A 25,883-nucleotide genomic window follows, 5' to 3' on the forward strand; every position below is an offset into this window, starting at 1 on the left:
CACGACCCGCGCACGCCGACCAAACGCGTCCAATTCGGACAATAAATGGTATGACCACCGCGGTCATACCATTCTTCGTTTCTTGATCATTCCCTTTATCGCCATTCGCGCCTAACTTCGAAGGTAGAGCGAACAACGGCGAAGGGAAGCAAAATGACTCAGACCGCCACCGGACCACTGGACGGCGTTCGCGTGATCGACCTCTCGACGGTGGTCATGGGACCGTACGCCGCGCAGATCCTCGGCGACCTCGGCGCCGACGTGATCAAGATCGAGTCCCCCGCCGACACCGTGCGGGTGGGCAAGTTCCGCACGACGCCGGGCATGACGCCGCTCAACCTGAACGTGAACCGCAACAAGCGCAGCGTCGCCCTCAACCTCAAGGACGAGGAGCAGCGCGATCAGGCACTCGAGCTCATCGACACCGCAGACGTGCTGATCACCAACATGCGACCGGGTGCGCTGAGCAGGCTCGGCATGAACTACGCCGACGTCGCCGCACGCAACCCCCGCCTGGTCTACGCCCACGCGCAGGGCTTCCGCAGCGATTCCGACCGCGCGGGCCACGCTGCCTACGACGAGACGGTGCAGGCGTCGTCCGGCCTGGTCGACGTCGCGAACCGCGCACTGGGCAAGCCGGTCTACCTGCCGACGATCATCGGCGACAAGGTCTCCTCCCTGACCATCGCCTACACCGTGCTCGCGGCGCTGGTGCACCGCGACAAGACCGGCGAGGGCCAGCGGGTCGAGATCCCGATGACCGACACGCTGATCGCGTTCAACCTCGTCGAACACCTCGCCGGGCACGTCTTCGAACCCGCGGAGGGCCCGACCGGCTTCGGCCCGTCGATGAACCCGGGCCACAAGGCGGTGCACACCAAGGACGGCATGGCCTGCGTGATCCCCTACAACCCGCAGAACTTCCGCGACTTCTTCCACGCCGCCGGACGGCCGGAACTGGCCGAGGACCCGCGCGTCAACGGCGACGCCATCGACGGCGCCGACCACGAGGCGCTGGCCGAGCTGATCGCCGACTGCGCCCCGGCGCTGACCACCGAAGAGTGGACCGAGGTCTGCGCGAAGCACAGCATCCCGATGGCCCCGGTCCTGGAACTGGACAACGCCCAGGACGACGAATACGTCCGCGACGGCCACCTGCTCGACGTCGTCGAGCACCCGAGCGAGGGCTCGATCCGCACCATCGGCATCCCGGTGAAGTTCTCCGCGACCCCCGGCTCCGTCCGGCGCCTGGCGCCTCTGCCGGGTCAGGACACCGAAGAGGTCCTGCGCGAACTCGCCACCACGCTTTGAGCACACCCAGCTGAGGAAGAACCATGAGCAGCACAGAAGTAAGGACAGAACGGGTCGGCGGCACGCTGCTGATCACGATCGACCGGCCGCAGGCCCGCAACGCGGTGAACGCCGCCGTCGCGGCCGGGCTCGCCGAAGCACTCGACCTGCTGGAATCCGATCCCGCACTGCGGGCCGGCGTCCTGACCGGCGCGGACGGCTCGTTCAGCGCAGGCATGGACCTCAAAGCGGCGCTGAAGGGCGAATCGCCCGAGATCCCCGGCCGCGGGTTCGGCGGGCTGACCGAGGCGGAGCTGTCGAAGCCGCTGATCGCCGCCGTCGAGGGCTGGGCCATGGGCGGCGGGTTCGAGCTGGCGCTGGGCTGCGACCTGATCGTCGCCGCCGAAGACGCGAAGTTCGGGTTGCCCGAGGTGAAGCGCGGGCTGATCGCCGCCGGTGGCGGCGTGATCCGGCTGCCGAAGCGGATCCCGCACCACCTGGCGATGGAGTTCCTGCTCACCGGCGAGCCGATCAGCGCCGAGCGCGCCGGACGGCTGGGCCTGGCGAACCGGGTCGTCCCGAGCGGCGAGGCCGCCGCCGTCGCGCTGCAACTCGCCGAGCAGATCGCCGCCAACGCTCCCCTGGCGCTGGCACTGGTCAAGAAGATCGTCCGCACCGCCGACGGCGTGCCGGACGCGCAAGCGTTTGCCACCCAGCGTTCGGAGATGCCGGCGCTGATGAAGTCCGCCGACGTCCGCGAGGGCATGCAGGCCTTCGCCGAGCGCCGCGCTCCGCAGTGGACAGGTGAGTGAGATGAAGCAGCAAGAAGTCCTCCGGCACGTGACCACCCCGCTCACGAACCCGGCGTACGCGCCGGTGGTGCCCCGGTTCACCAACCGCGAGTACCTCAACATCGTCTACCGCACCGACGCCGACGCCCTGCGCGCCGTCGTCCCGGAGCCCCTGGAAATCGACGAGCCGCTGGTGCGGTTCGAGGTGATGAAGATGGGCGACGTCAGCGGCTACGGGCCCTACACCGAGTCCGGCCAGGCGATCCCGGTGAGCTTCGAGGGCGAACGCGGCGAGTATCTGCACGCGATGTACCTCGACAACTTCCCGGCCACCGCGTCCGGCCGCGAGATCAGCGCGTACCCGAAGACCATCGGCTCGCCGAAGCTGTTCGCCGAGAACGGCGCGCTCGTCGGGACACTCGACTACGGCAGCCAGCGCGTCGCGACCGCGACCATGGGCTACAAGCACCACCGGCTGGACGTCCGCGAGGCCGAAGCGCAGATCACCGTGCCGACGTTCATGCTCAAGACCATCCCGGACTACGACGGTTCGCCCCGGGTCTTCGAACTGGTCCGCACCGAGATCACCGACGTGGTGGTCAAGGAGGCGTGGACCGGACCCGCGCGGCTGCAACTGTTCCAGCACGTCCTGGCGCCGCTGGCGGATCTCCCGGTGCTGGAGGTCGTTTCCGCGAGCCACATCCTCACCGACCTGACGCTCGCCCCGGTCAAGCCGGTCTTCGACTACCTGAAGGGAGCACGGTCATGACTTTTCGCACCGCCGCGGTGATCGGCGCGGGGACCATCGGCCTTTCGTGGACGGCGTTGTTCGCCTCGCACGACCTGGACGTCTGGGTCTCGGACCCGCGGCCGGACCTCGCCGACGCCGTCGCAGGCGCACTGGCGGACTTCGCCCCGCATCTCGGCCGGGACGCCGCGGACCTCGCCCCTCGCGTCCACCTCGCCGCTGACGTCACCGAAGCCGTCCGGAACGCGGATGTCGTGCAGGAGAACGGGCCCGAGAACGTCGAGTTCAAGAAGGACCTGTTCGCGACCCTGGTCCGCGAGGCACCGTCGCACGCGCTGCTGCTCAGCTCGTCTTCGGCGATCCCCTCGACGGCGTTCACGGGAGACCTGGACGACGCTTCCCGGGTCCTCATCGGGCACCCGTTCAACCCGCCGCACCTGATCCCGCTGGTCGAGGTCGTCCCCGGCGAGCGTACCGGTGCCGAGTCGGTCGACCGGGCCGTCGAGTTCTACCGGTTCGTCGGCCGCACTCCGGTGGTGGAACGCAAGGAGATCCCCGGGTTCGTCGGCAACCGGCTGCAGAACGCGCTGAGCCGCGAGGCGATCTACCTGGTGGAACAGGGTGTCGTGTCACCGTCCGAAGTGGACGCGGTGATGACGAACTCGCTCGGCATCCGCTGGTCGACGGTCGGGCCGTTCCTCGGCTCGCACCTGGGCGGCGGCCCCGGCGGTTACCGCCACATGGCCGAGCACATCGGCAAGTCGATGAAGAAGATGTGGGCCGGTCTCGGCCAGCCCTCGCAGAGCCCCGAAGAACAGGAACGGCTCATCGAAGCCGTGGAATCCGCTTACGGCTCCTCCACGTACTCGGAACTCGCCGAGGCGCGCGACCGCAAGCAGCTCGCGGTGCTGTCCGCTTTGGACAACGCCGGCAAGGAGGAGAACTGATGGAAGACCAGCTGACCGCCGACTTCTACGACTACGAAGCCCTGCTGCCGGACGAGGAGCGCAAGCTGCTGCTCAAGGCGCGCGACTTCATGCGCACCGAGGTCAAGCCGCTCGTGAACGAGTACTGGGCGAAGGGCGAATTCCCGCACGAGCTCGTCGGCAAGTTCCGCGAACAGGGCCTCGCCGGGCTGCCCTACGAGGGCTACGGCGAGCACCTCCCGGCCACCAGCCACCTGCTCAGCGGGATGATGGCGATGGAGATGACCCGCACGGATCCCTCCGTGGCCACGTTCTTCGGTGTCCACAACGGACTCGCGATGTACAGCATCTACTCCGGTGGCGACCAGGAGCAGCGCGACCGCTGGCTCCCGTCGATGGCGGCGATGGACAAGATCGGCGCGTTCGCGATGACCGAGCCGCTCGGCGGTTCCGACGTCGCGGGCGGCATGCGCACCACGGCGCGGCGTGACGGCGACACCTGGATCCTCAACGGCGCCAAGAAGTGGATCGGGAACGCGACCTTCGCCGACCTGGTCATCGTGTGGGCCCGCGACGAGGACGACAACAACGTCAAGGGTTTCGTGGTCGAGAAGGACTCGCCCGGGTTCGTCCCGGTGAAGATCGAGAACAAGTTCGCGTTCCGGATCGTGGAGAACGCGGAGATCACGCTGACCGACGTCCGGGTGCCGGAAGCCAACCGGCTACAGGGCATCGACTCCTTCCGCGACGTCGCGGAGATCCTGCGCGCGACCCGCGGCGGCGTTGCCTGGCAGGGGCTGGGCGTGATGATCGGCGCCTACGAACTCGCGCTGGACTACGCCAAGGAGCGTAAGCAGTTCGGCCGTCCGATCGCCCGGTTCCAGATGGTGCAGGACATGCTGGTGAAGAGCCTCGGCAACATCACCGCGTCGTGGGGCATGCTCGTGCAACTGGCCCGCTTGCAGGACGCCGGGATCTTCAAGGACGAGCACTCGTCGCTGGCGAAGGCGTTCGTGACCTCGCGGATGCGGGAGGTCGTCGCCTGGGGCCGCGAGATCTTCGGCGGCAACGGGATCGTGCTGGACAACGACATCATGCGGTTCTTCACCGACGCCGAGGCGATCTACTCGTTCGAAGGCACCCGGGAGATGAACACGCTGATCGTCGGGAAGGCCATCACCGGCCAAAGCGCCTTCGTGTAAACCGCACTTGCGCGTGAAGGCCCCCTTCCCTCGGTTGTGGTTCTCTTCAGGAGCAGGGCAAGCGTGGCGTACTCGTGTTGTGAAAGCCTCGTTCGCAACGGTGAAAGTTGCGAACGAGGCTTTCACAACACCGTTGTCCTGGGTCCCGCCGTCCCTGGCCAGGGCTGAAGGTTCCGCCACCGTGTGGGTCTGGTCGCACCAGACTTTCCGGGGCGTCGCGAAAGCCACTTTCGGGACATCAGAAGTCCCGAAAGTGGCTTTCGCGACACGACCGCTCGGCGTCGGACGCGGCGAAGGACACCTTTGACCTACCCCTCGACAAGTGATCAGCGTAGGGAAGGAGGCCTTCACGGATTTAGCGGTACTTGTTACCGCAGGTGTCCTGGTCACCGGAGGAGAAGCCGTCCCGGAAGGCGGCGACCCTGGCGAAACCCGCCGGGAGCGTCCGGCCCCGGACGTCCGCCGCGATCAGGCTGTTCCGCGTCAGCATTTCGGCGACGGCCTCGTCGAGGTCTCCCGGCGACAAGGTGAGCGATCCGCGTTTACCGTCCACAATGGTCGATGCCCAGAACCCCGTGAGGCAGGCCGTGCGCTGCGCGGCCACCGGCCCGTCGAGCCGGAAACCGCCCTCCTGCTGGACGGCGAGGGTGTAGCGCGACGCGACCTCGGCGAACGCGGCGAAGTCACCGATCCCGCCCTGCCGCCCCCTGCGCGGCGGGGTGCCGATGCGGACGAGGCCGTCGAGGTCGAGGTTGATCTGGTTGGACTCCGAGCAGTAGGACGCGAGCGCGTCCTCCGTCGTCACCCCGCAGGCCGCTCCGGTGGTGAGCGTCGGCGGGGTGGCCGCGAGCCGGAATGCCTGCCGCAGGCTGGTGGTGAGATCGGCCAGCGCTTCGCGGTCATCGAGACGGACGTTCTCCGCCGCCGCCCGCTCGTTCGCCGCGGCCGAGCCGAAACCGCCTTGGGTGCTGCGGCCTTCGATCTCCCGCTCGTCGATCATCGCGCAGCGGGCGGGCCCGTCGGTGAAGCCGAACTGGAACGCGGAAACCCGATCGAAGGCGTTGCCGTGCGCGCCGTCGTCGTCGAAGGCGACCCCGGCGGAGTCGCGGATCTGGAACAACGCGGTGAGCACCTCGTTGAGCCCGCGGCCGGTGGAGACCTGGAACATCGGCGACTTGCCCTCGGCGACCCAGCGGAGATACGCGCCGGTGTAGCAATCGGCCTGCTGTTCCTTGACGATCGACGGCGTCGCCGCCGGAAGGCCCAGCCGGAACTGGACCGCGTGGCCGATCTCGTGGGCGAGCACCGCCATGACCGCCGCCGGGCCGATGGAGTCGTTGAGCATCGGCAGCAGTTCCCCGCGATCCCAGGCGACGATGTCTTGGCCCGAGCAGTAGAACGCGTTCACCAACCCGGCTGTCGTGGCTCCGCAGATCACACGACCGCGGCCCGCCGAGTCGTAAGAGGCGAGGGTGGCCAGTGGCCGGAAGTCACGGTTGAAGACCGCCGGCAGGTGCTCGCGCCAATACCGCTGGACGTCGGCGACGGCGTTGGCCGCGAGCTTGTCGATCTCGCCGCCGTCCCCGCCGTCGACCGGCAGCGCGGCGTCGAGCACGCCGGGCTTGAGCCCACTGGGCCCGTCGGTGATCTCGAGCCCGGCGACCCGGGTGGGGTCCACCGGTTGTGCCGCTCCCCCTACCGTCGCGGCACAACCGGTGAGGAACAGAGACAGGCTTGCCACGATCGCCCAACCGGATCGACGCTTCATCACACCATTCCCGTCTCTGGTTTGGTTCAGCCGAAGAAAATCGAGGTGACCTTGTCCTCGAAGTTCACCTTCGCGAGATCCCGCACGTCACCTTCGATGACGAGCGACTTGCCCTTGCAGTCCTTTTCGGACCACAGCTTGAGCGAACCGGCGGCGGAGACCGACGACGTCAAGCCAGGGCGGGCGACGTTCTGGCAGCCCTTGCCCGCGAGCCCCTGCGACGGCTCGTCGTCGCTGAAGTTCTTGCCGTCGAAGAGAACCGTGCTGGACGCGGGCTTCTGCGGCGGCGTGGTCTCTTCCTGCTGCCCACCCTGTGTTTTCTGGCCGTTCGGGGCGAGCCCGAACCACGTCCCGCCGACACCCTGACCGAGCGTGTCACCGGGCTTGGTGTCCTTCGCGAACCGGTACGCGGGCCAGCCGCCGACGGTCAGCTGCAGGGTGCCGTCGGCGCGCTTGACCGTGCCGACGGCGGATTTCTTGATCCCCGCCAGGAAAATCTTGCTCCCCGAGGTGACGAGCACCGGTGGCCATGCCTTGGCGCAGTCGCCGTCGCAGGCCGACTTCGACGGCTTGGCGGTGTCCGTGTCGAAGCGGTACAACGTCAGGCCCGCGCCGTTGACCACCACCGGGTCGAGCGCGCCTGCCTTGGCGGCCTTGAGCTGCACCCACTTGCGGGCGACGTTCTGGTCGGCGGTCCCGGGCGTCCCGTCGGAACCCGTTGCCCAGTCACCGGTCTTGGGCGGCGCGTTGTTGGCCTTCGCGGTCCCGGCGAGGAAAGAAAACTCGTTGGCGACCTGCTCGACCGGCGCCGGTGCCGTCGGCAGCGCGGCGTTCTCCGTGCCGCAGGCGGCGAGCGACAACGCCCCGGCGGCGGCGAGCACGGCGATCGGCAGAACTCTTTTGCTGAGCACGATTCTTTCTCCCCTGCACCCTGGGTTCCAGGCTCTCTGGAACTCCCCTACGCCATCGACACGGACGGCGGCGGGATGCGGTTCAAAAGAATCTTGAGGACTTTCGCGCTCGGCACGAAACCGCGGTCAGAGGACTAACAAACGCGGAAGGCGATTGGGCCGGGTGCGAGCGAAGCGCAGGTACGTGAAGGCCCCCTTCCTGTACCTAGGCGCAAGGAAGGGGGCCATCACGTACTTCGAGCGACCAGGGGCCGGTGAGGCGTCGGTCCAGGTGGTCGTGAGTGGCGATTCGGGTTAGGGCCAAGGGTGTCTTGGTCACCTACCGGCCTCTGGCTGCGGCCGTTCACGAGTCCGGGCAGTGAAGGGCCCCTTGCCTACCTTGACCGTAGGGATGGAGGCCTTCACTACGGTCGTGATCGCCACGGCCGCCACTTTCACCCCACCCCCACCCGCAGCCACACCCGCAGTCACAGCGGCCACGCGTGAAGGCGCCTACCTGAGTTCGGCCGAAGAAACGCGACCCTCACGCCTTTCCCAAGTACGTGATGGCCCCCTTCCTTGCGCTAGGCGCAAGGAAGGGGGCCATCACGTACTTCAAGCGGCCACGGCGCAGGTACCAAGTCGGCTGGGTTGGTCGCCTAGTTGACACAGCCCGCCGAGGCAGGCGGCGCGGAAGACGTGGAAGACGAGGGCGGAGCCGCGACCGAGGAAGTGGCCGCCACCGGCTTGATCCCGATCCCGCCGGTCGGCTCCCCCACCGCGGCGACGTTCGTCGACGTCAGCGTGGCGTTCACGAACGCCTTCACCTGAGCGGGATCCACCTTCACCGCGTCGCCGTCGGAAGGCGTCGGCAGGGAAAGGCTCTGGATCGGGATCGTCTGGAACTTGATCGCCCCCGAACTCATCCCCCGCAACTGCTGCGCGAAACTCAGCACGTCCCAGCCGCGGTCGAGCACGACCGCCCCCTGGATCGCGCCGGTCAGGGCGCTCAGCCTGGTGGGGTCGGTGAACGTCCCCGCGTCCAGCATGGTCTTGGCCATGCTCGAAAGGAACGCCTGCTGCCGCGCGATGCGGTCGAGGTCGCTGGGCAGCCCGTGCCGCTGTCGTACGAAAGCGAGCGCCTGCGGCCCGGAAAGCAGCTGCTTCCCCGCCGGGAACGAAGCCCCCGAGAACTTGTCCTGGACAGGTTCCTTGAGGCAGACCTCGACACCGCCGATGGCTTCGCTCAGCGCGGAGAACCCGGCGAGGTTGACGGCGGCGTAGTGGTTGATGCTCAGCCCGGTGAACTGCTCGATCGTCTGGATCGTGAGTTTGGCGCCCGCTTCGTTGGCCTTGACCTCGAGCTGGGGACCGCTCAGGCCCTGGGCGCGCAGCGAGCTCATCGCGGCGTTCTTGCCACGACTGTAGGCGGAATTGATCTTGTGCTTGCCGAAGCCGCCCGCGATGTCCACATAGGAATCGCGCGGGATGGAGATGGCGGTGGCCGCGGCGCCGCCCGCCGGGATGTGGACCACGATCATGGTGTCGGTGGTGTCGCCGCCGTCGTCGTCGGCTCCGGCGTGCAACGTGTCGAGCACGTTCTGCGGCAACGGGTTCCCGTAAGTGTCGGTCCGGGAATCGATCCCGACGAGGAGGATGTTCTGCGCCACCTTCAGCGGCTCGCCCGCCGGACCGTCGGGCATCTGAGCGGAGGGCGCGATCACGTCGGCCGTGACGATGCCTTCGTCCAAACGGCTCAACTGGGTCCACGCGAAACCCGTGACCCCCAGTACCGCCGTCGACACCAGGCCCAGTGCGACGCGGCCGCCGATCCGCCGTCCTCGCGACGTGAGCAGCACGACCTTCTCCCCGCTTCCGTGAATGATCCCCCGCATTCGAGGATCACCGCGTTAGCTGGGAATTACCTGAGAAACGTGTCATAACCGGGTCTTAAAGCCCGTTCGGCCCAGCAGAAGTGATCAAGCAGACAACCGGCCGCGACACCGAGTACCGGACCGACCGCGCAGCGCTCCCTAACGGGGCATCCGGCGCCAGATCGCGCGGGGCACCACGCGCATCACCGCGAACACCAGCCTCAGCAGTCCCGGCACCCACACGGTATCCCGGCGTTTCCGGATTCCGGCGACCGTCGCGTCCGCGACCTGATCGGGCGTGCTCGAGAACGGCGCCGGGGACATGCCCTCGGTCATCCGGCCGATCACGAACCCGGGCCGGACGAGCAGGAGGTGCACGCCGGTGCCGTGCAGGGCGTCGGCCAGGCCGCTCGCGAAACCGTCGAGGCCCGCCTTGGCCGAACCGTAGACGTAGTTCGCCCGCCGGACCCGCACCCCGGCGACCGAGGAGAACACCACGAGGCTTCCACTGCCTTGCTCACGAAGCACTTTGGCCACATGCGTCAGCACACTCACGTGAGCCACATAGTCGGTGTGCACGATCGCGACGGCGTGCTCGACATCGGTTTCGGCACGCGCCTGGTCGCCGAGGATCCCGAAAGCGGTGACGACGACGTCCAGCGGGCCGTGCTCCGCGACGACCTTCTCCAGGAACGGACCGTGCCCGGCGAGGTCGTCGGCGTCGAACTCGACGACGTCGACCGTCTTCGCTCCCGCTGCCAGCAGCCGTTCGGTCTCCGCGCCGAGGTCCGCGCTCCGCCGTGCGGCGAGCACGATCTCGCGCGCCCCGCCCTTGGCGAGCCGCTCCGCGACCGCGAGACCGATCTCGCTGCGCCCGCCCAGTACCAGCACCGTTCCGCTCACCCGCCGCAGTCTGCCAGGCGGTTCGGGGCCGCCGGCCAGTGGCACGGTTCACAAACTGCAATTTTGCAGTATCTGCATCTTTGTGCGTATCGTGGTGCTCATGCCCGAACCCGTCAAAGGCCTCCGCGAGCGCAAGCGGCTGGAAACCCACCGCGCACTGGCGACCACCGCCGTCCGGCTCGTCGCCGAACGAGGTCTGGACCAGGTGACGGTCGAGGACATCAGCGCGGCGGCGGGGGTCTCGTCGCGCACCTTCTTCAACTACTTCGCGTCCAAAGAGGACGCTGTCGTCATCGCGCACGCGGACAACGCCGAACGTTCGCAGCGCGTCATCGAGAAGTTCCTCGCCGCGCCGAAGGAAGTCAGCATCCCGCGCGCTTTCGTCGCCGCACTGAAAGAGGACTTCGCCCAGATCGACGAGAACCGCGAAGAGTGGCTCGGCCGGATGAAGGCGATCCAGGAGAACGCCACCCTGCATTCGCGCGCGGTGGCGATGAACCACGACACCATCGCGCCGACCATCGAGGCGATCGCGCGCCGCGCCGGCGTGGATCCCCGGGACGACCTGTATCCGACGTTGCTGTTGTCCACGCTCGGCGGCGCCGTCAACGCCGTGCTCATCCTCTGGTCCCGGCACGACGGCCGGGTGTCCGCGCTCGACCTGTTGGACGAAGCCGTCGAAATGCTTCTCGCCGGGCTCCCGGAGCCCGGCGGCCGCGCGCGCTGACGCGCCCGGCATCCCAGAACACGAAGGGGGACGACCATGTCCGCATCCATGACCGAATCACGAGAACCGGAATCGCCACCGGATTCGATGGGCCGCAAACAGGTCCTCGAAGCCATGTCGGGGCTGATGATGGGCATGTTCGTCGCCATCCTCGCCTCGACGGTGGTCGCGAACGCGCTGCCGCGGATCGTTTCCGAACTCGGCGGCTCGCAGTCGTCCTACACCTGGGTGGTCACCACCGAACTGCTCGCGATGACCGCGACGGTTCCGCTCTGGGGCAAGCTTTCCGACCTGTACAACAAGAAGCTGCTGATCCAGCTCTCGCTCGGGCTGTTCGTGGTCGGCTCGCTGGTCGCCGGGTTCGCGGGCAACATCGAGCTCCTGATCGGCAGCCGGGTCGCGCAGGGCATCGGCGCGGGCGGGCTCACCGCGCTCGCGCAGGTGATCATGGCGGCCATCGTTTCGCCGCGTGAACTCGGGAAGTATTCGGGCGTCTTCGGTGCCGTCTTCGCGGTCGGGACGATCGCGGGCCCGCTGATCGGCGGCGTCATGGTGGACACCTCGTGGCTCGGCTGGCGCTGGTGCTTCTTCCTCGGCGTGCCGTTCGCGATCGCGGCGATCCTGCTGCTGCAGCGCACCTTGAACCTGCCGACGGTCCGGCGTGACGTGAAGGTCGACTACCTCGGCGCGTTCCTGATCATGGCCGGGGTCTCGACCCTGCTGGTCTGGTCTTCGCTGGCCGGGCACCAGTTCGCGTGGGGCTCGGCGTGGACGGCCGGCCTGGTTACCGCGGGCGTGGTCATCCTCGCCCTCGCCGTCTACGTCGAGTCGAAGGTGGCCGAGCCGATCCTGCCGCTCGGGCTGTTCCGCAACCGCACGGTCACCCTGACCACCCTCGCGAGCTTCCTCGTCGGCGTCGCGATGTTCGGCGGAACGGTGTTCCTGTCGCAGTACTTCCAGCTGTCGCTCGGCAAGTCGCCGACGGTGGCCGGGCTGCTGAGCCTGCCGATGATCTTCGGCCTCCTCGTGTCGTCCACGGTGTCGGGCCAGCTGATCAGCCGGACCGGCAAGTGGAAGAGCCACCTGCTGCTCGGCTCGGCCTTGATGACGGCGGGCCTCGCCCTGCTGGGCACGCTCGACTCCAAGACGAACCTCGTCGTCCTCGGCGCCTACATGGTGGTGCTGGGCGTGGGCGTCGGCATGCTGATGCAGAACCTGGTCCTGGTGGCGCAGAACGACGTCGACGCACAGGACCTCGGCACGGCGACCTCCACGCTGTCGTTCTTCCGCAGTCTCGGCGGCTCGATCGGGGTCAGCGCGCTGGGCGCGGTGCTCGCGAACCGGGTCACCGCGCTGATCACCGAGGACCTCGGGCCGCTGCCCGGTGGCGGCGAAGGCGGCGCGGTGCCGAACATCGCCACGCTGCCCGAACCGGTCGCGAACGTCGTCCGCAACGCGTACGGGGAAGCGACCAGCGAGTTGTTCCTGATCAGCGCGCCGATCGCGCTGCTGGTCATCGTCGCCGTCGCCTTCCTCAAGCACAAGCCGCTCAAGACCCAGTCGGGGAACGAGCGGCTGGCCGAGGAGACGGCCGCCGACGCCGTCGCCTGACCACCACGAGAGAGGGGCCCGGTTCACCGAACCGGGCCCCTCTTTTTTCGCGCGCGAAAACAACGGACGGAAATTCAGTCGCGCGTTCGAGTGGATTCAGGCAGCGCTGCCGACACGAATCGGGCGGCGCCGCTCGCTACCGGTCAGCCCGCCGAAAACGCCATGGGCGAGTCCGTTGTCCAAGGCGTAGGCCAGGCAGGCCGAAATCACCGGGCACCGTGCGCACACGGCCTTCGCCCTGTTCGCCTGCCGTGCGCCGGGACCGGTTTCGGTGACCGGGAAGAACAGTTCGGGATCCTCACCGCGGCAAGCGGCCTCACTCAGGTCACCGGCCATCCTCGTTTCCATTTTCCTATCACCTCCTTTTCTTCGATTTTCCCTTCCGCGTCAAACGACTTCCGCTCGAAGCCGGGTATCCACCCCGGTACGTGGCGCAAACATCACCTTCACCGAATCGTTACACTCAGCGGCCCGCTCACTGCACCTGTCCTGTGAGGGCATTCGCGTCAGGCGGCTGGGAGCGGTGAGTGCGGGTGATGGGCCAGGAAGAGTTCGACGAGTTCTTTCACAGCGAATTTCCGCTGCTCACCGGCTTCTTGTGCAAGGCGGGCTTCGCGCTCGACCCGGCGCGGGACGCGGCGGCGGAGGCGATGCTCAACGCCTACGAGGACTGGCAGACCATCAACCAGCCGAAATCATGGGTTCGCCGCGTCGGGCACCGGCGTGCGAAGGAACAGACCGCGGTCCGGGCCGACTGGGCCTTCGCCGACGCCGGCCGGGAGGACAAGCTCACCGTCCTCGCCGACGAGACCTCATCCGTCCTGACCATGCTGGGGCGGCTGCCGAAACGCCAGCAGCTCGGTATGGCCTGGTCACTGGACGGCTTCACCTCCCGGGAGATCGCCGGGGTGCTCGGGATCGCGGACGAGGCCGTCAGCGCGACACTGCGTCACGCGCGCGGCCGGCTGGAGGAGCACGACCCCGGGTTCATCGGCCGCCTGGACAGCGCCAACGGCGCCTTCGTCGACGCGCTGCGGGTGGGGCTCGACGTCGAAGACACCCTGTCCCGGATCAAGAACCGCGCGATGATCCGGGACCTGGCCCTGGTGGAGCCGGGTACCCCGACGGAGGCGGAGCCCGAGCAGGTGACGCCGGATCACTGGTACACCCTCGACGGTCCCGTCGCGGCCGCGGGACAGGGTGACCGGCGCGCGCTGGACCACCTGCTGACCACCATCCGCCCGATCGTGATCCGGTACTGCCGGGCGCGGATCGGCAGACAGGAACGGACGTACGCCTCGGCGGACGACGTCGCGCAGGAGGTCTGCGTGGCGATCCTCCGCGCGCTGCCCACCTACCGCGAACGAGGACGGCCGTTCCTTGCCTTCGTCTACGGCATCGCCCAGCACAAGGTCGCCGACGCCCGCCGCGCCGCCGCCCGCAACCGCACCGAACCCGTCGCCGAAGTCCCCGACGGGGTCTCGGATACCGCGAGCCCCGAACAACACGCGCTGCACAACGAACTGAGCGACCGGATGGGGGAACTGCTGCGGATCCTGCCGGACAAGCAGCGGGAGATCGTCGTGTTGCGGATCGTCGTCGGCCTTTCGGCGGAGGAGACCGCCGGCGTGGTCGGATCGACGGCGGGTGCCGTGCGGGTGGCGCAGCACCGGGCTTTGACGCGGCTCCGCAAGATTCTCACCGACGAGTGACCTCGTGAGTGGCAGGGACAGTTCTAACCGTCCCTGCCACTCACGAGACCCAGCGCGTTCACGGACGGCAGCGTTCCGCGGTCGCCGCGGCCGTCTTCAGTTCGGGCGCTCCCAGAATGGCCGCGACCGGGTCGAGCGCGCCGTTCGTGTCCTTCTGGGCGGCGATGAGCCCCTCGACCGCCCGGCCCTGTGCCGCGGTGTCGTTCTTCCCGGACGCGTCCAGGTCGGCCTTCGCCTTCACGGTCTTGTCGCGCGCCGCGGTGTACTTCCCGAGGAACTCCTGCTTCGCCGTCTCCCCCGCCGGAACCGGCGAGGCGGGCAGGGCGCTGAGACCGTCGACCGTCTTGGACAGAATGGTCGAGTAGTGCCCGAGCTGGTCGCTCGTGCTCTTCTTGATGGCCTCGACGGTTTCACCGCTCGCCGAAGGCATCTTGTTGTTGCCGTCGACGAAATCCCGGACCGCGCCGCAGAATCCGTTCATCCAGGCCACCGTCGCGGCCGAATCCGCGGCGGGTGACGAGGTCGTCACCGGCGGGGGCGCCGGGGCGGCCTGCGGTGCCGGGTCCGGCGCGCAACCGGCCAATGCCATCGCGGCCAGGGCGATTCCCGCCGCACCCAGGAACCCGGCCGATGTCTTGTGGGCAGCGCACATGTCTGTTTCCCTCTCTTCCGGCTGGTGTTCCCGGCCGGCGCGAGGACTGTGACATGCGGGAACGCGCGCGGTCTGCGTCATCTGACTCAGAACGGACGGGCGGCGCTCGAACTCGTAACGTTCGAGGCACGGCGACCGGACGGCGTAACGGGGTGCCGACAGGTGGCGAGTACAGCATTACCCCTGTTCGCTTCGAGGGCACCCAGCCGGGGAGGCAGCACCATGGCCATCAAGATCATCGCAGCGCGGCTCGAAGGCGGGAAGTTCCACGAAAGCATCACGAAACTGCGCTGGATCAACCCCGGCAGCGGCGAGACCGGCGAAAGTTTCGTTTCGGCGATCGTGGCGTGGATCGAGGACGACGACGGGAAGGCCTACGTGGACGAGGGAATCCACCGGGTGGCGGTGGAGATCATCAAGCCGACCTTCGGTCCGGAGTTCCTGCGCACGCGGGCGGACGGGATCTGGAAGAACAACCTGCTGGAGCTCCCCCGCTTCTGAGGGCGGGCTTGTCCACAATGGACCACGGTGATCCGCGGCTCCGGCACGTCAGCCAGCGGGTCCATCAGCCTTGCCGGTCCAGCCATTCTGAAATCACTCGGTTCGTCTCTTCGGGCATTTCCTGCTGGATCCAGTGACCGCAGTCCAGGCCGACCACTTCCACCTCGGGCACGAACTCCGCCAGTTTTTCGAACCTCGGGACCGCGAGGTCCCGATCGCCGTAGATCATGAGGGTGGGCTGCTTGATGATCGGGTCCGCGTCCGCCAGCTGGTGCCAGTCGCGGTCGAGGTTCCGGTACCAGTTGATGCCGCCGGTGAACCCCGACGTCTCGAATGCGGAGACGATGACGGCCAGGTCGCCGTCGCTCATGACGGGCTCCCCGAGTGGTGTTTCCGCCTTGGCGAGATTGATCAAGGCCATGCCAGGCTCAGGGGGTGCGGGGGGCACGTTCTTCCGGTAGAGGTTGCGGATGAACTGGGAGGTGTTGCCGTCGAACACGGCATCCGCGACACCCGGCTGCCGGTTGAAGTGGACGAAATAGAAGTCTCCGCCGAGGAAGGTTTCCATGCCCTCGATCCACGGCGTTTCTCCGCGCACCTGGTAAGGCAGGCTCAGGTTGATCAGCTTGTTCACCCTGTCGGGGTGCAACAGGGTCAGCCCCCAGACGACGAACGCGCCCCAGTCATGACCGACGAAGGTGGCGTCCTCGTAGCCATAGTGATCCAGGAGCGCGACGAGATCACCCGTCAGATGTTCGATGTCGTAGTCCGTCACCTCGGTCGGACGGGAGGAGTTGCCGTAACCCCGCTGGTTCGGCGCGATGACGTGGTAGCCGGCCGCGGCGAGGACGGGCATCTGGTAACGCCAGGTGAAGGCGTGCTCCGGCCAGCCGTGGCAGAGCACGATGGGCTTTCCCTTGTTTTCTCGGCCTGCTTCGAACACTTCGAGCTCCACGCCGTTGACTGGAACAAGGGTGGGCTCGGGAAAGCCGGCTGGATCGACCATTGAATTTCTTCCCAATCTTTACAGGGTTCAGGCGGCGAAAGCACTCTGACGATGGTGTCGGCGCACCCCTGACAGGCCGAGGGCCGGCACCGCCGTGGATGGTCGGACTCGTCGATGAGGCCGCGACACCCACTTTGCCGACTAAACCGGTCAGCCCATGACCGGTTTTCTGCGGAATTTTTGCCGAGGTGCGACCGACCGGCTGGTGGGTACCAGCGAGCAAGTCATCGACAGGTCGCGGTGGTGTCACTCCTTGTTCGGCACCAGGTACAGCTCCTGCTTTCCGAGTGTCGGCGCGTCGAGCGTCCAGTGCGCGAGCGCGTCCTGTGGTGGAGCCGCCAGCCGACGCAGCACGAGTTCGGGACGGCGTGGCCGGACGTCGAAGTCGAAGAAGGCGTAGTTCACGCGGAACATCGCGCGGGTCCAGCGGTTCTCCTTGCCGCGCGCCTCGATCGCGGCCGGCAGCAGGCCGCGGTCGGAGAAGACGTCGACGACCGGGCAGCCGCAGGTGTAGGCGAGGATGCCGATTTCGCCCGCGCTGCCGACGATCCGGCCTCCGGAGAGCGTTCCCAATTCTGCTCCGATACGTGCGTACTGCGCGCTCGACGTGTAGTTCGACGTGAACGGCGCGTACGTGCGGGGAAGCCCGGCAGCCGCGTACGCGATCAGACCGGCGACGATCAACGCGAGCACCCCGCGGACCATGATCCGGTGGGAGACCGCTACGGCGCAGACGAAAACGGTCGCCACGGTGAGACCGGGGCCGTAATACCAGTGGTAGGGCGGGACCGTCAGCGACACGTAACCGAGGTGGTACAGCAGGCCACCGAGGGCGAGCAGAGCGAACGGCCGCAGCCCGGCGGGGATCGTGCGCCGCCGGATGGCCAGTGTCACCACGGCGAGGACAGCGAGTACGGCGGGCAGGAACGCCAGCGCCGCCATCACCGGCGAAGTCCGCGCGTAGAACAGCGGGCCGTTACCGAAGTTCCAGGCACCCCAGGCGTGTTGCGCGCCCTGGAGCGTCTTGATCACCACGGTGTCCGGTACCGCCGCGCCGAGCACCACCCAGCTGAAGCAGAACCACGGCAGCGTGATCAGCCCGGCTCCGAGCAGTGCGCGTCCCGTGCCGGGACGGAGGAAGACGAAGAGCACCACCGCGAACACGATCAGGTCCAGCCGGACCAGGGCGAGCACGCCGGCTGCGAGACCGAAGGCGAACGGGTTCTTTTCGACGGCGAACACGGTGAGCCAGCCCAGGACCGCCGCACCGAGAGCGACCTCGAGCCCGATCGACGAGAGCAGAAGCGGATTCGCGGTCAGCGCGGCGAGTGTCAGAGCAGGGAACCGGGGCGGCAGCCCCGCCGCCCCGCCGAGCCTGCGCAACGCCAGGGCGAGCAGGACCTGGCACAGCACGAACAACACTCCGGCGGCGAAGACGGCGTCGCGGACGAAGATGGTCAGGGCCGCCAGGACGAGCACGTTCGCCGGCGACGTCGCGGTGTTCGACGTCGCGTCGGCGAGCAAGCCCCAGTGGCCATGGAAGGCGACGTTGCGCACGTACGCGAGCGTGATGAACGTGTCGTCGATCAAATGCGGACGGACGAGCAGGAACACCCCCGCCGAGAGCACGGCTACGGTCAGGGGCATCCGCCAGGACGTCGTCCGGTTGTCCGTCGTCCGGACCTGTTCCATGATCATGACTTGATATGGCTCCCCCGGCCCGGAAAGTTGCGCGCAACGTTCGGCCGGTGCCGGCCACAACCAGGACGTGAGCATCCATGCGATCGGGGCGGGGGTACCGGTGGAACAGACCGGTGACCGGGAGCTGTGGGCCCGTGCGGCCGGCGGCGACGAAGGGGCGTTCGGTGAGCTGTTCGAGCGGCACGCCGAGGCTCTGTGGAACTACACGTATCGCCTGACCGGTTCGTGGAGCAGCGCCGAGGACCTGGCGTCCACGACGTTCCTCATCGCGTGGCGGCGGCGGGCGGAGGTGACCCTGGTGCGGGACAGCGCCCTGCCGTGGCTCTACACGGTCGCGGCCAATGTCGCCCGTGACGAGCATCGCGGTGCTCGTCGCCGGCTGCGGCTGCTCGGGAAGATCCCGGCCCAGCCCGCCGTGTCCGACCACGCCGATTCGGTGGCCGAAAAGATCGACGGCCAGCGCCGGCTGGGACAAGTCGCCGAAGCCGTCCGGTCACTGCCGAGATCGCAGCGCGACGTCGTCGAACTCTGCCTGGCCGCCGAGGTGAGCATCGCTGACGCCGCAGAATTGCTGGGCATCGCCGAGGTCACCGTCCGCGCCCATCTTTCCCGGGGACGAGCCCGGCTGCGTACGTTGCTGGAGGAGAAATGAACGGCGAACCCGTGTACCCGCCTCGCCATCCGATGCCGGACGACGTCCGCACCCGGATGCGATCGGCCGTCCGCGAGGGGATCGCGAAGCCGCGGCGGCCGGCACGCATCTGGTACGCCGCCGCGGCGGTCGTTCTCGTCGCGTCCGGCGCCGCCGCCTCGACGCAGCTGCTCCGTCAGCAAGGCACGGACCCCGGCCCCGCGCCGGCCGCCGGCGAGCTCAACCTGGACGTCAGGCTGGCGACGTCCTCGCTCGACCGTTGCTGGGCCGCGGTGCGGGCCGCGGCCAAGACGGACCGAGTGCCCCCGCGCGAGGAATGGGTTCCCGTGTTCACGAACGTCGATCTGGGCGTTTCGGTCGTCGCCGCGACGGCGGCGGGCAAGCCGATGTTCTGCGAGACGACGCTGACCACCGTGACCCTGTCCGACCCGAACGCCGCCCCCACGTATGTGCCGGGCACCCGCACCGGGCTGCTCCTGCAGAGCGCGACCGGGCTGATCGGCGGGGTGCTCGATCCGGCCTTGCGGGGTGCGGGTCTCGCGTTCCAGGCCGAGGATTCCGGCGGCGGGGACGCCGTGGAAGCTTCGCCTCTGACACAGCAGTTCGTCTCGTTCTCCTGGACCGACCCCGCCAAGACGCAACTGTCCGTCTACGAGCCCGTCGGAGCGACGACCACGAGCCTGCCACCGGCTCCGGCGCCGCTGCTTTCGGCCGTCGATCGCCCGGTCGCCCCGGCCGATCGGACCTCGCCCGCGGGACGTGCACTGGGCGTATGCCTGTCCGGTGCGGTGGACGCCGTCTCCGACGTGGCGGGCTATGAGCCGGGCGCGCTGCTGGACAAGGACGGCTATCAGGTCGTTCTCGGCCGTTTGGGCGACCGGAGCCTGGCGTGCACGACCGTTCCGGACCCGCGGCGTCCCGGCCGGCTGAAGATGCGTGTCTACCAAGACCATTTCGAGCTCCCGCCGGAGCAGCCCCGGAACATCCCGATGCAGCCACTGGGCGGTGTGGAAGACGGCGGTGACCGGGGTAACGCCCGGACGCCTTTCGCCGGGACGCTGCTGCCGGCGACCGCGGTGACGGTGACCTGTGACTTCGGCGCCGGACTGACCTCGACGACCGATGTGGTCGACGGGACCTTCGTGGCCTTCGTTCCGAAAGAGGTGAACGATCCGGTCCCGCGAGGGGTCCATATTCGAGCGCGTGATGCCAACGGCATCGTCGTGTTCGACGGGACTCTGTAGCCGGGGTGGCCGGCCCTACCCTTTCTTGATCGTTCGATCCAGAAAGGGTAGGGTGAAGTCGTGGTCAGGACTCGTGAATTCGATACCGAGGCGGCGGTGAGCCGCGCGATGGAGCTGTTCTGGTCGCGCGGCTACGAGGCGACTTCGGTACGGGACCTGACCCGGCACCTGAGGATCGGGCAGGGGTCCTTGTATGCCGCGTTCGGCGACAAGGAGGGCCTGTACCAGGCGGCGCTGGAGCACTACCGAACCACCCTCGCGGCAGCCGCCCTGCGCGACCTCAAGGAGGGGGCGGACGCCCGGTCGATGATCCGCACGATGCTGGTCGAGCGGGTCCTGATCGCCGTGGAAGACGACGGCCGGGGCTGCCTGGTCGTCAATGCCGCTTGCGAGCGCCTGCCGAAGGACACGGCGACCCGGCGCACCGTGCGGGACATGCAGGACGCCAGCCGGGACGCGCTCGTCGAGGTGCTGCGTATCGCGGCGGAGCGGGGCGAGATCGCGACGCGGCACGACCCGCACACGCTGGCCGCCTTCCTTGTCACCTTCCTCAACGGACTACTGGTCTCCGCGAAGATCACCCCGGACGTCTCCACTCTCGAACCACTCGTGGAGGTCGCCCTGGCCGCTCTCGACTGATTTTTGCCGCCCTCAAACTGGATCGATCGATCCAGAAAAGAAGAAGCATCTTGCGCGGCAATGCCACCTCGCACCGCGAAGTACGCCAGGAAAGTTGGGAAACATGATGTTCGACCATGACGGGACGCCGGTCCGCACGGGACGTGCCGCAGTCAACGGAACGAGCCTGCACTACCGGGCGGCCGGGTCCGGCCCCGCGGTGGTGCTGTTGCACGGCGTGCCCAAGACCGGTTACCACTGGCGCCATCTCGTTCCGAAGCTGACGCCCCACTACACCGTCGTCGTTCCGGACCTTCGCGGTCTCGGCGACTCCGCCCGTCCTGCGGATGGCTACGACTCCGCGACGATGAGCGACGACGTCGCCGAGCTGATGGCCCACCTCGGACACGAGACGTACGCCGTGGCGGGCGAGGACTGGGGAGCGGTGATCGGCTACCAGCTCGCCGCCCGCCACCGCGGCCACGTCAACGCTCTCGTGTTCGCGGAAGCGTTGTTCCCCGGGTTCGGCTTCGAGGACCACACCGCGCTCACCGCCGAGAACGTCGCCGGCGGCATGCACCTGTGGCATCTGGGCTTCTACTTCCAGCCGGACGTACCCGAGATGCTGATCGCCGGGCACGAGCGCGAGCTGATCACCTACATGATCAAGTACGAGCGCAGCCACCCCGACACCGCCACTCCTGACGCGGTCGACGAATACGTGCGCTGCTACTCCATGCCTGGCGGCATCCGCGCGATGCTCTCGATCTACCGGGCGATGCTCGTCGACGCCGAACAGAACCGGCAAGCCGCACAAAAGAAGCTGGACATCCCCGTCCTGGCGCTTGGCGGATCCGCGTTCATCGGCGACCGCAACGAGTCCCAGATGCGGCTCATGGCCCACGACGTCACTGGCCACGTCTTCGACGCCGGACACGACCTCGCCGAGGAAGTACCCGACGACATGGCCGCCATCATCGTGCCGTTCCTGGCGCCACGGCCCTGGGCTACCTGACCGGCCACACCTGGGCCTACTTCTTGCTGGCAGGCGAAAGCGCGTTCGCGGTTGTCCAGATCGGCTTCGGTGGAGGCCGCGGTGAACACGGGCGAGGGGCCGCCGGCGAACCACAACCGTGGTTCGCCGCTCTGGCCGGGGATGCTCGCCCGACGGTGCGGCGGAGGTCGTTGTCGATGGGGAACGTGGACCCTTTGTCCTTGTTGGACTTCCCGCCATCGACGAAGGCCGCACCCGGATCGGGTGCGGCCTTCGTCGCCTACCGGGAATTCGTGCTCGCGGGCTGTTTCGCAGGATTCTGCTCCGCCTGGCCGAGCACCACGTACCAACGCTCATCCCTACGGGTGAGTGTCAACCGCTCGGCGTATCCGCCGCTGCCGGTCAGCTGGGCGTTTGCCACGTCCGGTGAGATGTCGCTGGAGATGTTGACGCCGCCGAGGCTGATCTCCTTGCCGCCGAAGTCGTCGATCCGGCGCCGGACCTCGTCGGCCGCGTTGTTGCCAGGTGGAGCGAGCCGTTCGAGCGCCGGGGCATCGCGCGCGTTGAGCGCCCGGACGTAGGCGTCGACCGCGGCCTGCGGAGACTCGGCTCCGCTGTCGCCGCCGCCGCAACCGGTGAGCAGGCCGGTGCCGACGAGGACCGCGAACAGCCCCCGCCGGCACCGGTTGGTGAACGAGTGCACGTGGCTATTCCTCACGTTCGGTGAGAGTAGTACCAGGCGTCCGGCGCGCTGGCGATGAAGCTGCTGAGCGGCCGGTCATGGGTGTTGTTGCTGTGGTAGGTCATGTACAGCTCGGTCGCGTATTCTCCCGATCCCGCGCGGCCGGTGACGAACAACGAGTGGCTGATGTTGTCATCGCGATCGAAGTCGACCTGCAGTACATCGGTCGTCAACATCTTCCACACGTTGTCGAGATAGGAAGTCCGCTTCGCTTCGTGCGCCCCGAACCAATACCAGTTCTCCGCCGCGGCCCAGGTGTAACTGGTCGTCCAAGTGAAGTCGCCGTAGAACCACTTCGAGTTGTCCGAGCGGCTGTCGCCCGGCCAGGAACCCACCGTCGTCCACCCGCCCGCGCCGACGATCTGCGAAAGGAAGTTGGTGCAGTCCCCGCCGTTGCCGCCGTAGGTCCGGTATCCCTGGTTGTAGTCCGAGTCGTTGGGACCCCAGTAGCGGTTCGCGTAGTTCAGCATCGCGGTGTAGTTGTACGCGGCGGACACGGCGTCGCCAGCGAGACCTGGCTTCACCACGCTTCCCTGGCGCGTACGGTCGTCTGCCGGGCGTGACGTCGCGGCGGTCTGCCGAGTGGGAACCGCGGCCTTGCCCACAGCGGGTGCGGCGGCGGGATCGGTGTCCGGCGCAAGTTCCCCGGGACCGAGTTCCACCACGTCCCCGGTCAGCTGCCACCCCTCTGAGCCGCTGGTGAAGGTGAGTCGCCGGTCGAGGCCGTACTCCTCGAATGTCGGCGCTCCCGGCAGGACACGGGCGAAGTGGAGCTTGGTGTGCTCGGTGAACGCCACGTCGACGCTGCTACCACGAGTCTGGAACACCGCGCCGAGGACCGCCACCTCGGCGCGGTCGTGTCCGCCATTGACCTTCCGCAGCAACGTCCGCCTGGCGTCGATGGCGGCCCGGTCGGCGGCCAGTTCGGCGTCGAGACTCGCACCGAACCGGACGGACGTCAGCGCGGCTGCGCCTACCGCGTCGTGAGTGGTGAGCCGGTCGGCCCGATCTTGCAGATAGTGCCGGGCGAACGAGACGAGCTGAGCTTGATCCTTTTCCGAGAGTTCACCGGAATCGGCAAGCGCGGGTGATCCGCTCACCATCGTGCTTATGGCAGCAGCCAGCACTAGTGGAATAAGTAAACGCTTGTGCACAATTCCCCCTATTACAGAATAAAATCCAAATCAACCCCTTGGGGACAAGGGTCGCAGATGTCAATAACTAGGACAATACTGCATTCGGCTCACCACCTTGCTCCTGATCACAACTACAGATCTTGACAAGCTGGGATTACAGCGGTCCTGGTTCGAGATTCAGCGAAAAAGGCGCCGATCAACCCGGACCGATACCGGATTCGTTCAAAGCCGGTTCTTCACGATCGCGGTGAACTGGCCGAATTCCTGCACACTCAGGTTCACAGGTTGCGTGTGTCGTGTGACCACACGTGCCCGGCCTGGGCGGCCTGCTCGGCGCGCCAGCGCTCCATCCGTTTCCACTCGCCTCGACTGCCAGCTCCCTGCCCGGCCCGGCAAGGGCCGGTTCGCCCGGTAGGCGGCCAGCTGAAGCTCGCAGGAGTGGCGAACATGTCGTCCAGCGAGTCGGGCAGGTTGTCAGGAGCAAACCTCCGGGATCCAGTCGAACGGGGTGTCCGGTGCCGCCCCTGGTACGTGTGATGTGCTCGGCGCGATCACTGCGCTGAGCCCAGAACCGCCCGGTGCCGACGCTCCGGCAACGCGGGCAAAATGTTCCGGACCGCTCCAAGGTCTCTGTCTCCCGACAAGGCCGCAACCCGCCTGCTGGGCGAGGCTCTGGCGATCAAGCAGGGCAGAGAAGAAGACTTTCTGTTCACCTTCTCCGGGAGAAAGCTCGTTACGCCGACAGCGTTGGCCGGCTTGGACCGAGTCCGTGACCGACTACCGGCGATAGGCTCGACGGCTAGAAGGAACTGGTCTTCGGGAGAGCGCGGATGACTTTTGTCTGGTCGTTGACGGAACTGGACGCCGTCTTCCGGCAGTGTTGGGACGAACAGACCTGCGATCCGGCCGTCCCGTGGGATGACGGCAACCCTGCGGCCGGGCACTGCGGTGTCACGTCGATGGCAGTGGCAGAACTCTCCGGCGGTGTTTTACTCTGTTCGGAGGTCTTTCGACGCGATGGTCAGCGCGACGGTCTGCACTATTGGAATCGCTTGCCCAGCGGCATCGAGGTCGACCTGACTCGAGATCAGTTCCGTGCTGGTGAGCAATTCGGCCCGGCGTCGGCGCACGAACCGATTCGTCTCCCGACAGCGCGAATGGCCACGCGCTACGACCTCTTCGCCTCGCGCGTGCGCGCCCGCCTGGGCGGGCCCCTGCCGGAGGGAATCCCCATCTCAGGCAGCGGTTGTTCAGTGCTGACTCAGACGGACTGAAAAGGTCGGAATATCAGCTGAGCGCTTGAGTCTCGGTCGCTGGATTCTCCTGGCTTGCCGCCCACGACGCCAACAGGGCCAGACCGTCCGCGGTCGCCGTGCCGACGGCCGCGGTGTAAACGGTCAGGAGCAGGCCGGGGTCGGCAGACAGTTCCATTGACTCGACGTCCAGGTCGAGCTGGCCCACTACCGGATGGTGCAGGCGCTTGCGTCCGGACCGGTGGAGCCGGACGTCCTGAGATGCCCACCGCTGCCGAAACAGTTCACTGCGTGTTGACAACTCACCGACCAGGGCGACCAGCTCCTCGTCGTACGGATTGCGGCCGGCTTCCATGCGCAGCTTCGCGGCCACGTCGCAGGCGATTCGGTCATAGTCGACAAAGAACGTTTTTGCCGCTTCGGGATCCAGATACACGAACCGCGCAGTGTTCGCCGGCCGTCGCGCGTCGGCCAGTACCGGTGAAAACAGTGCGCGGGCAAGGTGATTCATGGCCAGCACGTCATATCGGCCGTTACAAATCCACGCCGGCGCATCGGTGATGGCGCCGAGCACCTGCTGAAGCGCCGGACGCACCGTCACGGCGGGTCGCCGACGGCGCGGACCGCCGGGTGCCCTGGACTGCCGCGCGAGGTGGAAGAGGTGATCGCGCTCGGCCTCGTCAAGGTGCAAGGCGGACGCCAACGCGTCGAGCACCCCATCGGAGGCGCCGGTGAGGCTGCCGCGCTCCATACGCACGTAGTAGTCGACCGATACCCCTGCCAGTAGAGCTACCTCTTCGCGGCGCAGACCTTTGACCCGGCGGTTGCCGCCGTAGGAGGGTAGTCCGGCCCGCTCGGGCGTGATCCGAGCGCGACGCGAACTCAGGAACTCCTTGATCTCAGTGCGCAGATCGATCTTGACCACCCCTTCACCATAGGCCC

At 67.5% G+C, this 25,883-nt stretch carries 25 protein-coding genes; 14 read left to right on the top strand and 11 right to left on the bottom strand.

Translation table 11 applies throughout. The features are described 5' to 3' along the window. The first annotated feature begins 153 nt into the window (after positions 1–153). Genes ACLJRM_RS34475 through ACLJRM_RS34495 form a run of 5 tightly spaced genes read left to right on the top strand, consistent with a single transcriptional unit; the run spans position 154 to position 4,957 of the window. On the top strand, positions 154–1,311 hold the full coding sequence (locus ACLJRM_RS34475) for a CaiB/BaiF CoA transferase family protein (protein WP_410665465.1): 1,158 nt from the start codon (positions 154–156) through the stop codon (positions 1,309–1,311). Positions 1,312–1,334: 23 nt separating this feature from the next. After that, a complete protein-coding gene (locus ACLJRM_RS34480) occupies positions 1,335–2,102 on the top strand; it encodes a crotonase/enoyl-CoA hydratase family protein (RefSeq protein WP_410665466.1) in 768 nt (255 codons plus the stop codon). Position 2,103: 1 nt separating this feature from the next. After that, complete coding sequence (locus tag ACLJRM_RS34485) at positions 2,104–2,850, top strand: acetoacetate decarboxylase (protein WP_101606260.1); 747 nt, start codon at positions 2,104–2,106, stop codon at positions 2,848–2,850. Beyond that, positions 2,847–3,776, top strand: a complete 930-nt coding sequence (locus ACLJRM_RS34490) for a 3-hydroxyacyl-CoA dehydrogenase NAD-binding domain-containing protein (RefSeq protein ID WP_101606259.1) — start codon at positions 2,847–2,849, stop codon at positions 3,774–3,776. Before ACLJRM_RS34485 ends, ACLJRM_RS34490 begins: the two co-directional genes overlap by 4 nt. Further along, a complete protein-coding gene (locus ACLJRM_RS34495; protein ID WP_101606258.1) occupies positions 3,776–4,957 on the top strand; it encodes an acyl-CoA dehydrogenase family protein in 1,182 nt (393 codons plus the stop codon). The genes ACLJRM_RS34490 and ACLJRM_RS34495 overlap by 1 nt, the downstream gene beginning before the upstream one ends. 355 nt (positions 4,958–5,312) lie before the next feature. Here ACLJRM_RS34495 and ACLJRM_RS34500 read toward each other — a convergent pair whose 3' ends face one another. From ACLJRM_RS34500 to ACLJRM_RS34515, 4 genes are all read right to left on the bottom strand, one after another. Beyond that, positions 5,313–6,635: a neutral zinc metallopeptidase gene (locus ACLJRM_RS34500; protein ID WP_101606257.1), complete on the bottom strand. Its 1,323-nt coding sequence runs from the start codon at positions 6,633–6,635 to the stop codon at positions 5,313–5,315. A gap of 116 nt (positions 6,636–6,751) precedes the next feature. Further along, complete coding sequence (locus ACLJRM_RS34505; protein ID WP_410665467.1) at positions 6,752–7,636, bottom strand: hypothetical protein; 885 nt, start codon at positions 7,634–7,636, stop codon at positions 6,752–6,754. A gap of 638 nt (positions 7,637–8,274) precedes the next feature. Further along, on the bottom strand, positions 8,275–9,474 hold the full coding sequence (locus ACLJRM_RS34510; protein WP_410665532.1) for an LCP family protein: 1,200 nt from the start codon (positions 9,472–9,474) through the stop codon (positions 8,275–8,277). A 174-nt stretch (positions 9,475–9,648) separates the two neighbouring features. Further along, on the bottom strand, positions 9,649–10,392 hold the full coding sequence (locus ACLJRM_RS34515; RefSeq protein ID WP_410665468.1) for an SDR family NAD(P)-dependent oxidoreductase: 744 nt from the start codon (positions 10,390–10,392) through the stop codon (positions 9,649–9,651). Between the two features lie 100 nt (positions 10,393–10,492). On the opposite strand from ACLJRM_RS34515, the gene ACLJRM_RS34520 reads away from it, so the two are divergent. Together ACLJRM_RS34520 and ACLJRM_RS34525 are read left to right on the top strand one after the other, a co-directional pair. Then, positions 10,493–11,119, top strand: coding sequence for a TetR/AcrR family transcriptional regulator (locus ACLJRM_RS34520; protein ID WP_101606254.1), 627 nt, complete (start codon positions 10,493–10,495; stop codon positions 11,117–11,119). 36 nt (positions 11,120–11,155) lie between these two features. After that, the gene (locus ACLJRM_RS34525) at positions 11,156–12,730 is read left to right on the top strand and encodes an MDR family MFS transporter (protein ID WP_410665469.1); all 1,575 of its coding nucleotides are present in this window, start codon (positions 11,156–11,158) and stop codon (positions 12,728–12,730) included. Positions 12,731–12,826: 96 nt separating this feature from the next. Here ACLJRM_RS34525 and ACLJRM_RS34530 read toward each other — a convergent pair whose 3' ends face one another. Beyond that, positions 12,827–13,078, bottom strand: coding sequence for a WhiB family transcriptional regulator (locus ACLJRM_RS34530; RefSeq protein ID WP_101606252.1), 252 nt, complete (start codon positions 13,076–13,078; stop codon positions 12,827–12,829). 188 nt (positions 13,079–13,266) lie between these two features. Between ACLJRM_RS34530 and shbA the strand changes: the two genes are divergently transcribed. Next, the gene (gene shbA / locus ACLJRM_RS34535; RefSeq protein ID WP_410665533.1) at positions 13,267–14,442 is read left to right on the top strand and encodes an RNA polymerase sigma factor ShbA; all 1,176 of its coding nucleotides are present in this window, start codon (positions 13,267–13,269) and stop codon (positions 14,440–14,442) included. A gap of 58 nt (positions 14,443–14,500) precedes the next feature. Here the strand turns inward: shbA and ACLJRM_RS34540 are convergent, their stop codons facing one another. Further along, complete coding sequence (locus ACLJRM_RS34540) at positions 14,501–15,094, bottom strand: hypothetical protein (protein ID WP_101606251.1); 594 nt, start codon at positions 15,092–15,094, stop codon at positions 14,501–14,503. A 222-nt stretch (positions 15,095–15,316) separates the two neighbouring features. Between ACLJRM_RS34540 and ACLJRM_RS34545 the strand changes: the two genes are divergently transcribed. After that, positions 15,317–15,595 (top strand): DUF3892 domain-containing protein, encoded by a 279-nt coding sequence (locus tag ACLJRM_RS34545; protein ID WP_101606250.1) that lies wholly within the window; start codon positions 15,317–15,319, stop codon positions 15,593–15,595. A gap of 64 nt (positions 15,596–15,659) precedes the next feature. On the opposite strand, the gene ACLJRM_RS34550 is transcribed toward ACLJRM_RS34545, so the two are convergent. Both ACLJRM_RS34550 and ACLJRM_RS34555 read right to left on the bottom strand, forming a co-directional pair. After that, the gene (locus tag ACLJRM_RS34550) at positions 15,660–16,550 is read right to left on the bottom strand and encodes an alpha/beta fold hydrolase (protein ID WP_410665470.1); all 891 of its coding nucleotides are present in this window, start codon (positions 16,548–16,550) and stop codon (positions 15,660–15,662) included. A 297-nt stretch (positions 16,551–16,847) separates the two neighbouring features. After that, positions 16,848–18,299: a hypothetical protein gene (locus ACLJRM_RS34555; protein ID WP_410665471.1), complete on the bottom strand. Its 1,452-nt coding sequence runs from the start codon at positions 18,297–18,299 to the stop codon at positions 16,848–16,850. A gap of 70 nt (positions 18,300–18,369) precedes the next feature. Between ACLJRM_RS34555 and ACLJRM_RS34560 the strand changes: the two genes are divergently transcribed. The 4 genes from ACLJRM_RS34560 to ACLJRM_RS34575 all read left to right on the top strand — a co-directional run bounded on the left by ACLJRM_RS34560 (position 18,370) and on the right by ACLJRM_RS34575 (position 21,831). After that, a complete protein-coding gene (locus ACLJRM_RS34560; RefSeq protein WP_168214249.1) occupies positions 18,370–18,954 on the top strand; it encodes an RNA polymerase sigma factor in 585 nt (194 codons plus the stop codon). Beyond that, positions 18,951–20,198: a hypothetical protein gene (locus ACLJRM_RS34565; RefSeq protein ID WP_101606240.1), complete on the top strand. Its 1,248-nt coding sequence runs from the start codon at positions 18,951–18,953 to the stop codon at positions 20,196–20,198. Before ACLJRM_RS34560 ends, ACLJRM_RS34565 begins: the two co-directional genes overlap by 4 nt. Before the next feature lie 60 nt (positions 20,199–20,258). Continuing rightward, the gene (locus ACLJRM_RS34570) at positions 20,259–20,837 is read left to right on the top strand and encodes a TetR/AcrR family transcriptional regulator (protein WP_410665472.1); all 579 of its coding nucleotides are present in this window, start codon (positions 20,259–20,261) and stop codon (positions 20,835–20,837) included. 103 nt (positions 20,838–20,940) lie between these two features. Further along, on the top strand, positions 20,941–21,831 hold the full coding sequence (locus ACLJRM_RS34575; protein ID WP_410665473.1) for an alpha/beta fold hydrolase: 891 nt from the start codon (positions 20,941–20,943) through the stop codon (positions 21,829–21,831). A gap of 259 nt (positions 21,832–22,090) precedes the next feature. Here the strand turns inward: ACLJRM_RS34575 and ACLJRM_RS34580 are convergent, their stop codons facing one another. Further along, positions 22,091–22,528: a hypothetical protein gene (locus tag ACLJRM_RS34580; protein ID WP_410665474.1), complete on the bottom strand. Its 438-nt coding sequence runs from the start codon at positions 22,526–22,528 to the stop codon at positions 22,091–22,093. Beyond that, positions 22,525–23,655, bottom strand: a complete 1,131-nt coding sequence (locus tag ACLJRM_RS34585) for an amidase domain-containing protein (RefSeq protein ID WP_410665475.1) — start codon at positions 23,653–23,655, stop codon at positions 22,525–22,527. Before ACLJRM_RS34585 ends, ACLJRM_RS34580 begins: the two co-directional genes overlap by 4 nt. A gap of 863 nt (positions 23,656–24,518) precedes the next feature. Between ACLJRM_RS34585 and ACLJRM_RS34590 the strand changes: the two genes are divergently transcribed. Further along, on the top strand, positions 24,519–24,962 hold the full coding sequence (locus tag ACLJRM_RS34590; RefSeq protein ID WP_410665476.1) for a hypothetical protein: 444 nt from the start codon (positions 24,519–24,521) through the stop codon (positions 24,960–24,962). 13 nt (positions 24,963–24,975) lie between these two features. Here ACLJRM_RS34590 and ACLJRM_RS34595 read toward each other — a convergent pair whose 3' ends face one another. Then, positions 24,976–25,866 (bottom strand): helix-turn-helix transcriptional regulator, encoded by an 891-nt coding sequence (locus ACLJRM_RS34595; protein WP_410665477.1) that lies wholly within the window; start codon positions 25,864–25,866, stop codon positions 24,976–24,978. Positions 25,867–25,883: the final 17 nt, after the last annotated feature.

The sequence above is a fragment of the Amycolatopsis sp. lyj-84 genome (genome assembly GCF_046549075.1).
Classification (GTDB): Bacteria; Actinomycetota; Actinomycetes; order Mycobacteriales; family Pseudonocardiaceae; genus Amycolatopsis.

What these genes read in the sequence shown, in the direction of transcription:
- ACLJRM_RS34475 (WP_410665465.1), top strand. Translation starts at nt 154, where the DNA reads ATGACTCAGACCGCCACCGGACCACTGGACGGCGTTCGCGTGATCGAC.
- ACLJRM_RS34480 (WP_410665466.1), top strand. Translation starts at nt 1,335, where the DNA reads ATGAGCAGCACAGAAGTAAGGACAGAACGGGTCGGCGGCACGCTGCTG.
- ACLJRM_RS34485 (WP_101606260.1), top strand. Translation starts at nt 2,104, where the DNA reads ATGAAGCAGCAAGAAGTCCTCCGGCACGTGACCACCCCGCTCACGAAC.
- ACLJRM_RS34490 (WP_101606259.1), top strand. Translation starts at nt 2,847, where the DNA reads ATGACTTTTCGCACCGCCGCGGTGATCGGCGCGGGGACCATCGGCCTT.
- ACLJRM_RS34495 (WP_101606258.1), top strand. Translation starts at nt 3,776, where the DNA reads ATGGAAGACCAGCTGACCGCCGACTTCTACGACTACGAAGCCCTGCTG.
- ACLJRM_RS34520 (WP_101606254.1), top strand. Translation starts at nt 10,493, where the DNA reads ATGCCCGAACCCGTCAAAGGCCTCCGCGAGCGCAAGCGGCTGGAAACC.
- ACLJRM_RS34525 (WP_410665469.1), top strand. Translation starts at nt 11,156, where the DNA reads ATGTCCGCATCCATGACCGAATCACGAGAACCGGAATCGCCACCGGAT.
- ACLJRM_RS34530 (WP_101606252.1), bottom strand. Translation starts at nt 13,078, where the DNA reads ATGGAAACGAGGATGGCCGGTGACCTGAGTGAGGCCGCTTGCCGCGGT.
- shbA (WP_410665533.1), top strand. Translation starts at nt 13,267, where the DNA reads ATGGGCCAGGAAGAGTTCGACGAGTTCTTTCACAGCGAATTTCCGCTG.
- ACLJRM_RS34540 (WP_101606251.1), bottom strand. Translation starts at nt 15,094, where the DNA reads ATGTGCGCTGCCCACAAGACATCGGCCGGGTTCCTGGGTGCGGCGGGA.
- ACLJRM_RS34545 (WP_101606250.1), top strand. Translation starts at nt 15,317, where the DNA reads ATGGCCATCAAGATCATCGCAGCGCGGCTCGAAGGCGGGAAGTTCCAC.
- ACLJRM_RS34555 (WP_410665471.1), bottom strand. Translation starts at nt 18,299, where the DNA reads ATGATCATGGAACAGGTCCGGACGACGGACAACCGGACGACGTCCTGG.
- ACLJRM_RS34565 (WP_101606240.1), top strand. Translation starts at nt 18,951, where the DNA reads ATGAACGGCGAACCCGTGTACCCGCCTCGCCATCCGATGCCGGACGAC.
- ACLJRM_RS34575 (WP_410665473.1), top strand. Translation starts at nt 20,941, where the DNA reads ATGATGTTCGACCATGACGGGACGCCGGTCCGCACGGGACGTGCCGCA.
- ACLJRM_RS34585 (WP_410665475.1), bottom strand. Translation starts at nt 23,655, where the DNA reads ATGGTGAGCGGATCACCCGCGCTTGCCGATTCCGGTGAACTCTCGGAA.
- ACLJRM_RS34590 (WP_410665476.1), top strand. Translation starts at nt 24,519, where the DNA reads ATGACTTTTGTCTGGTCGTTGACGGAACTGGACGCCGTCTTCCGGCAG.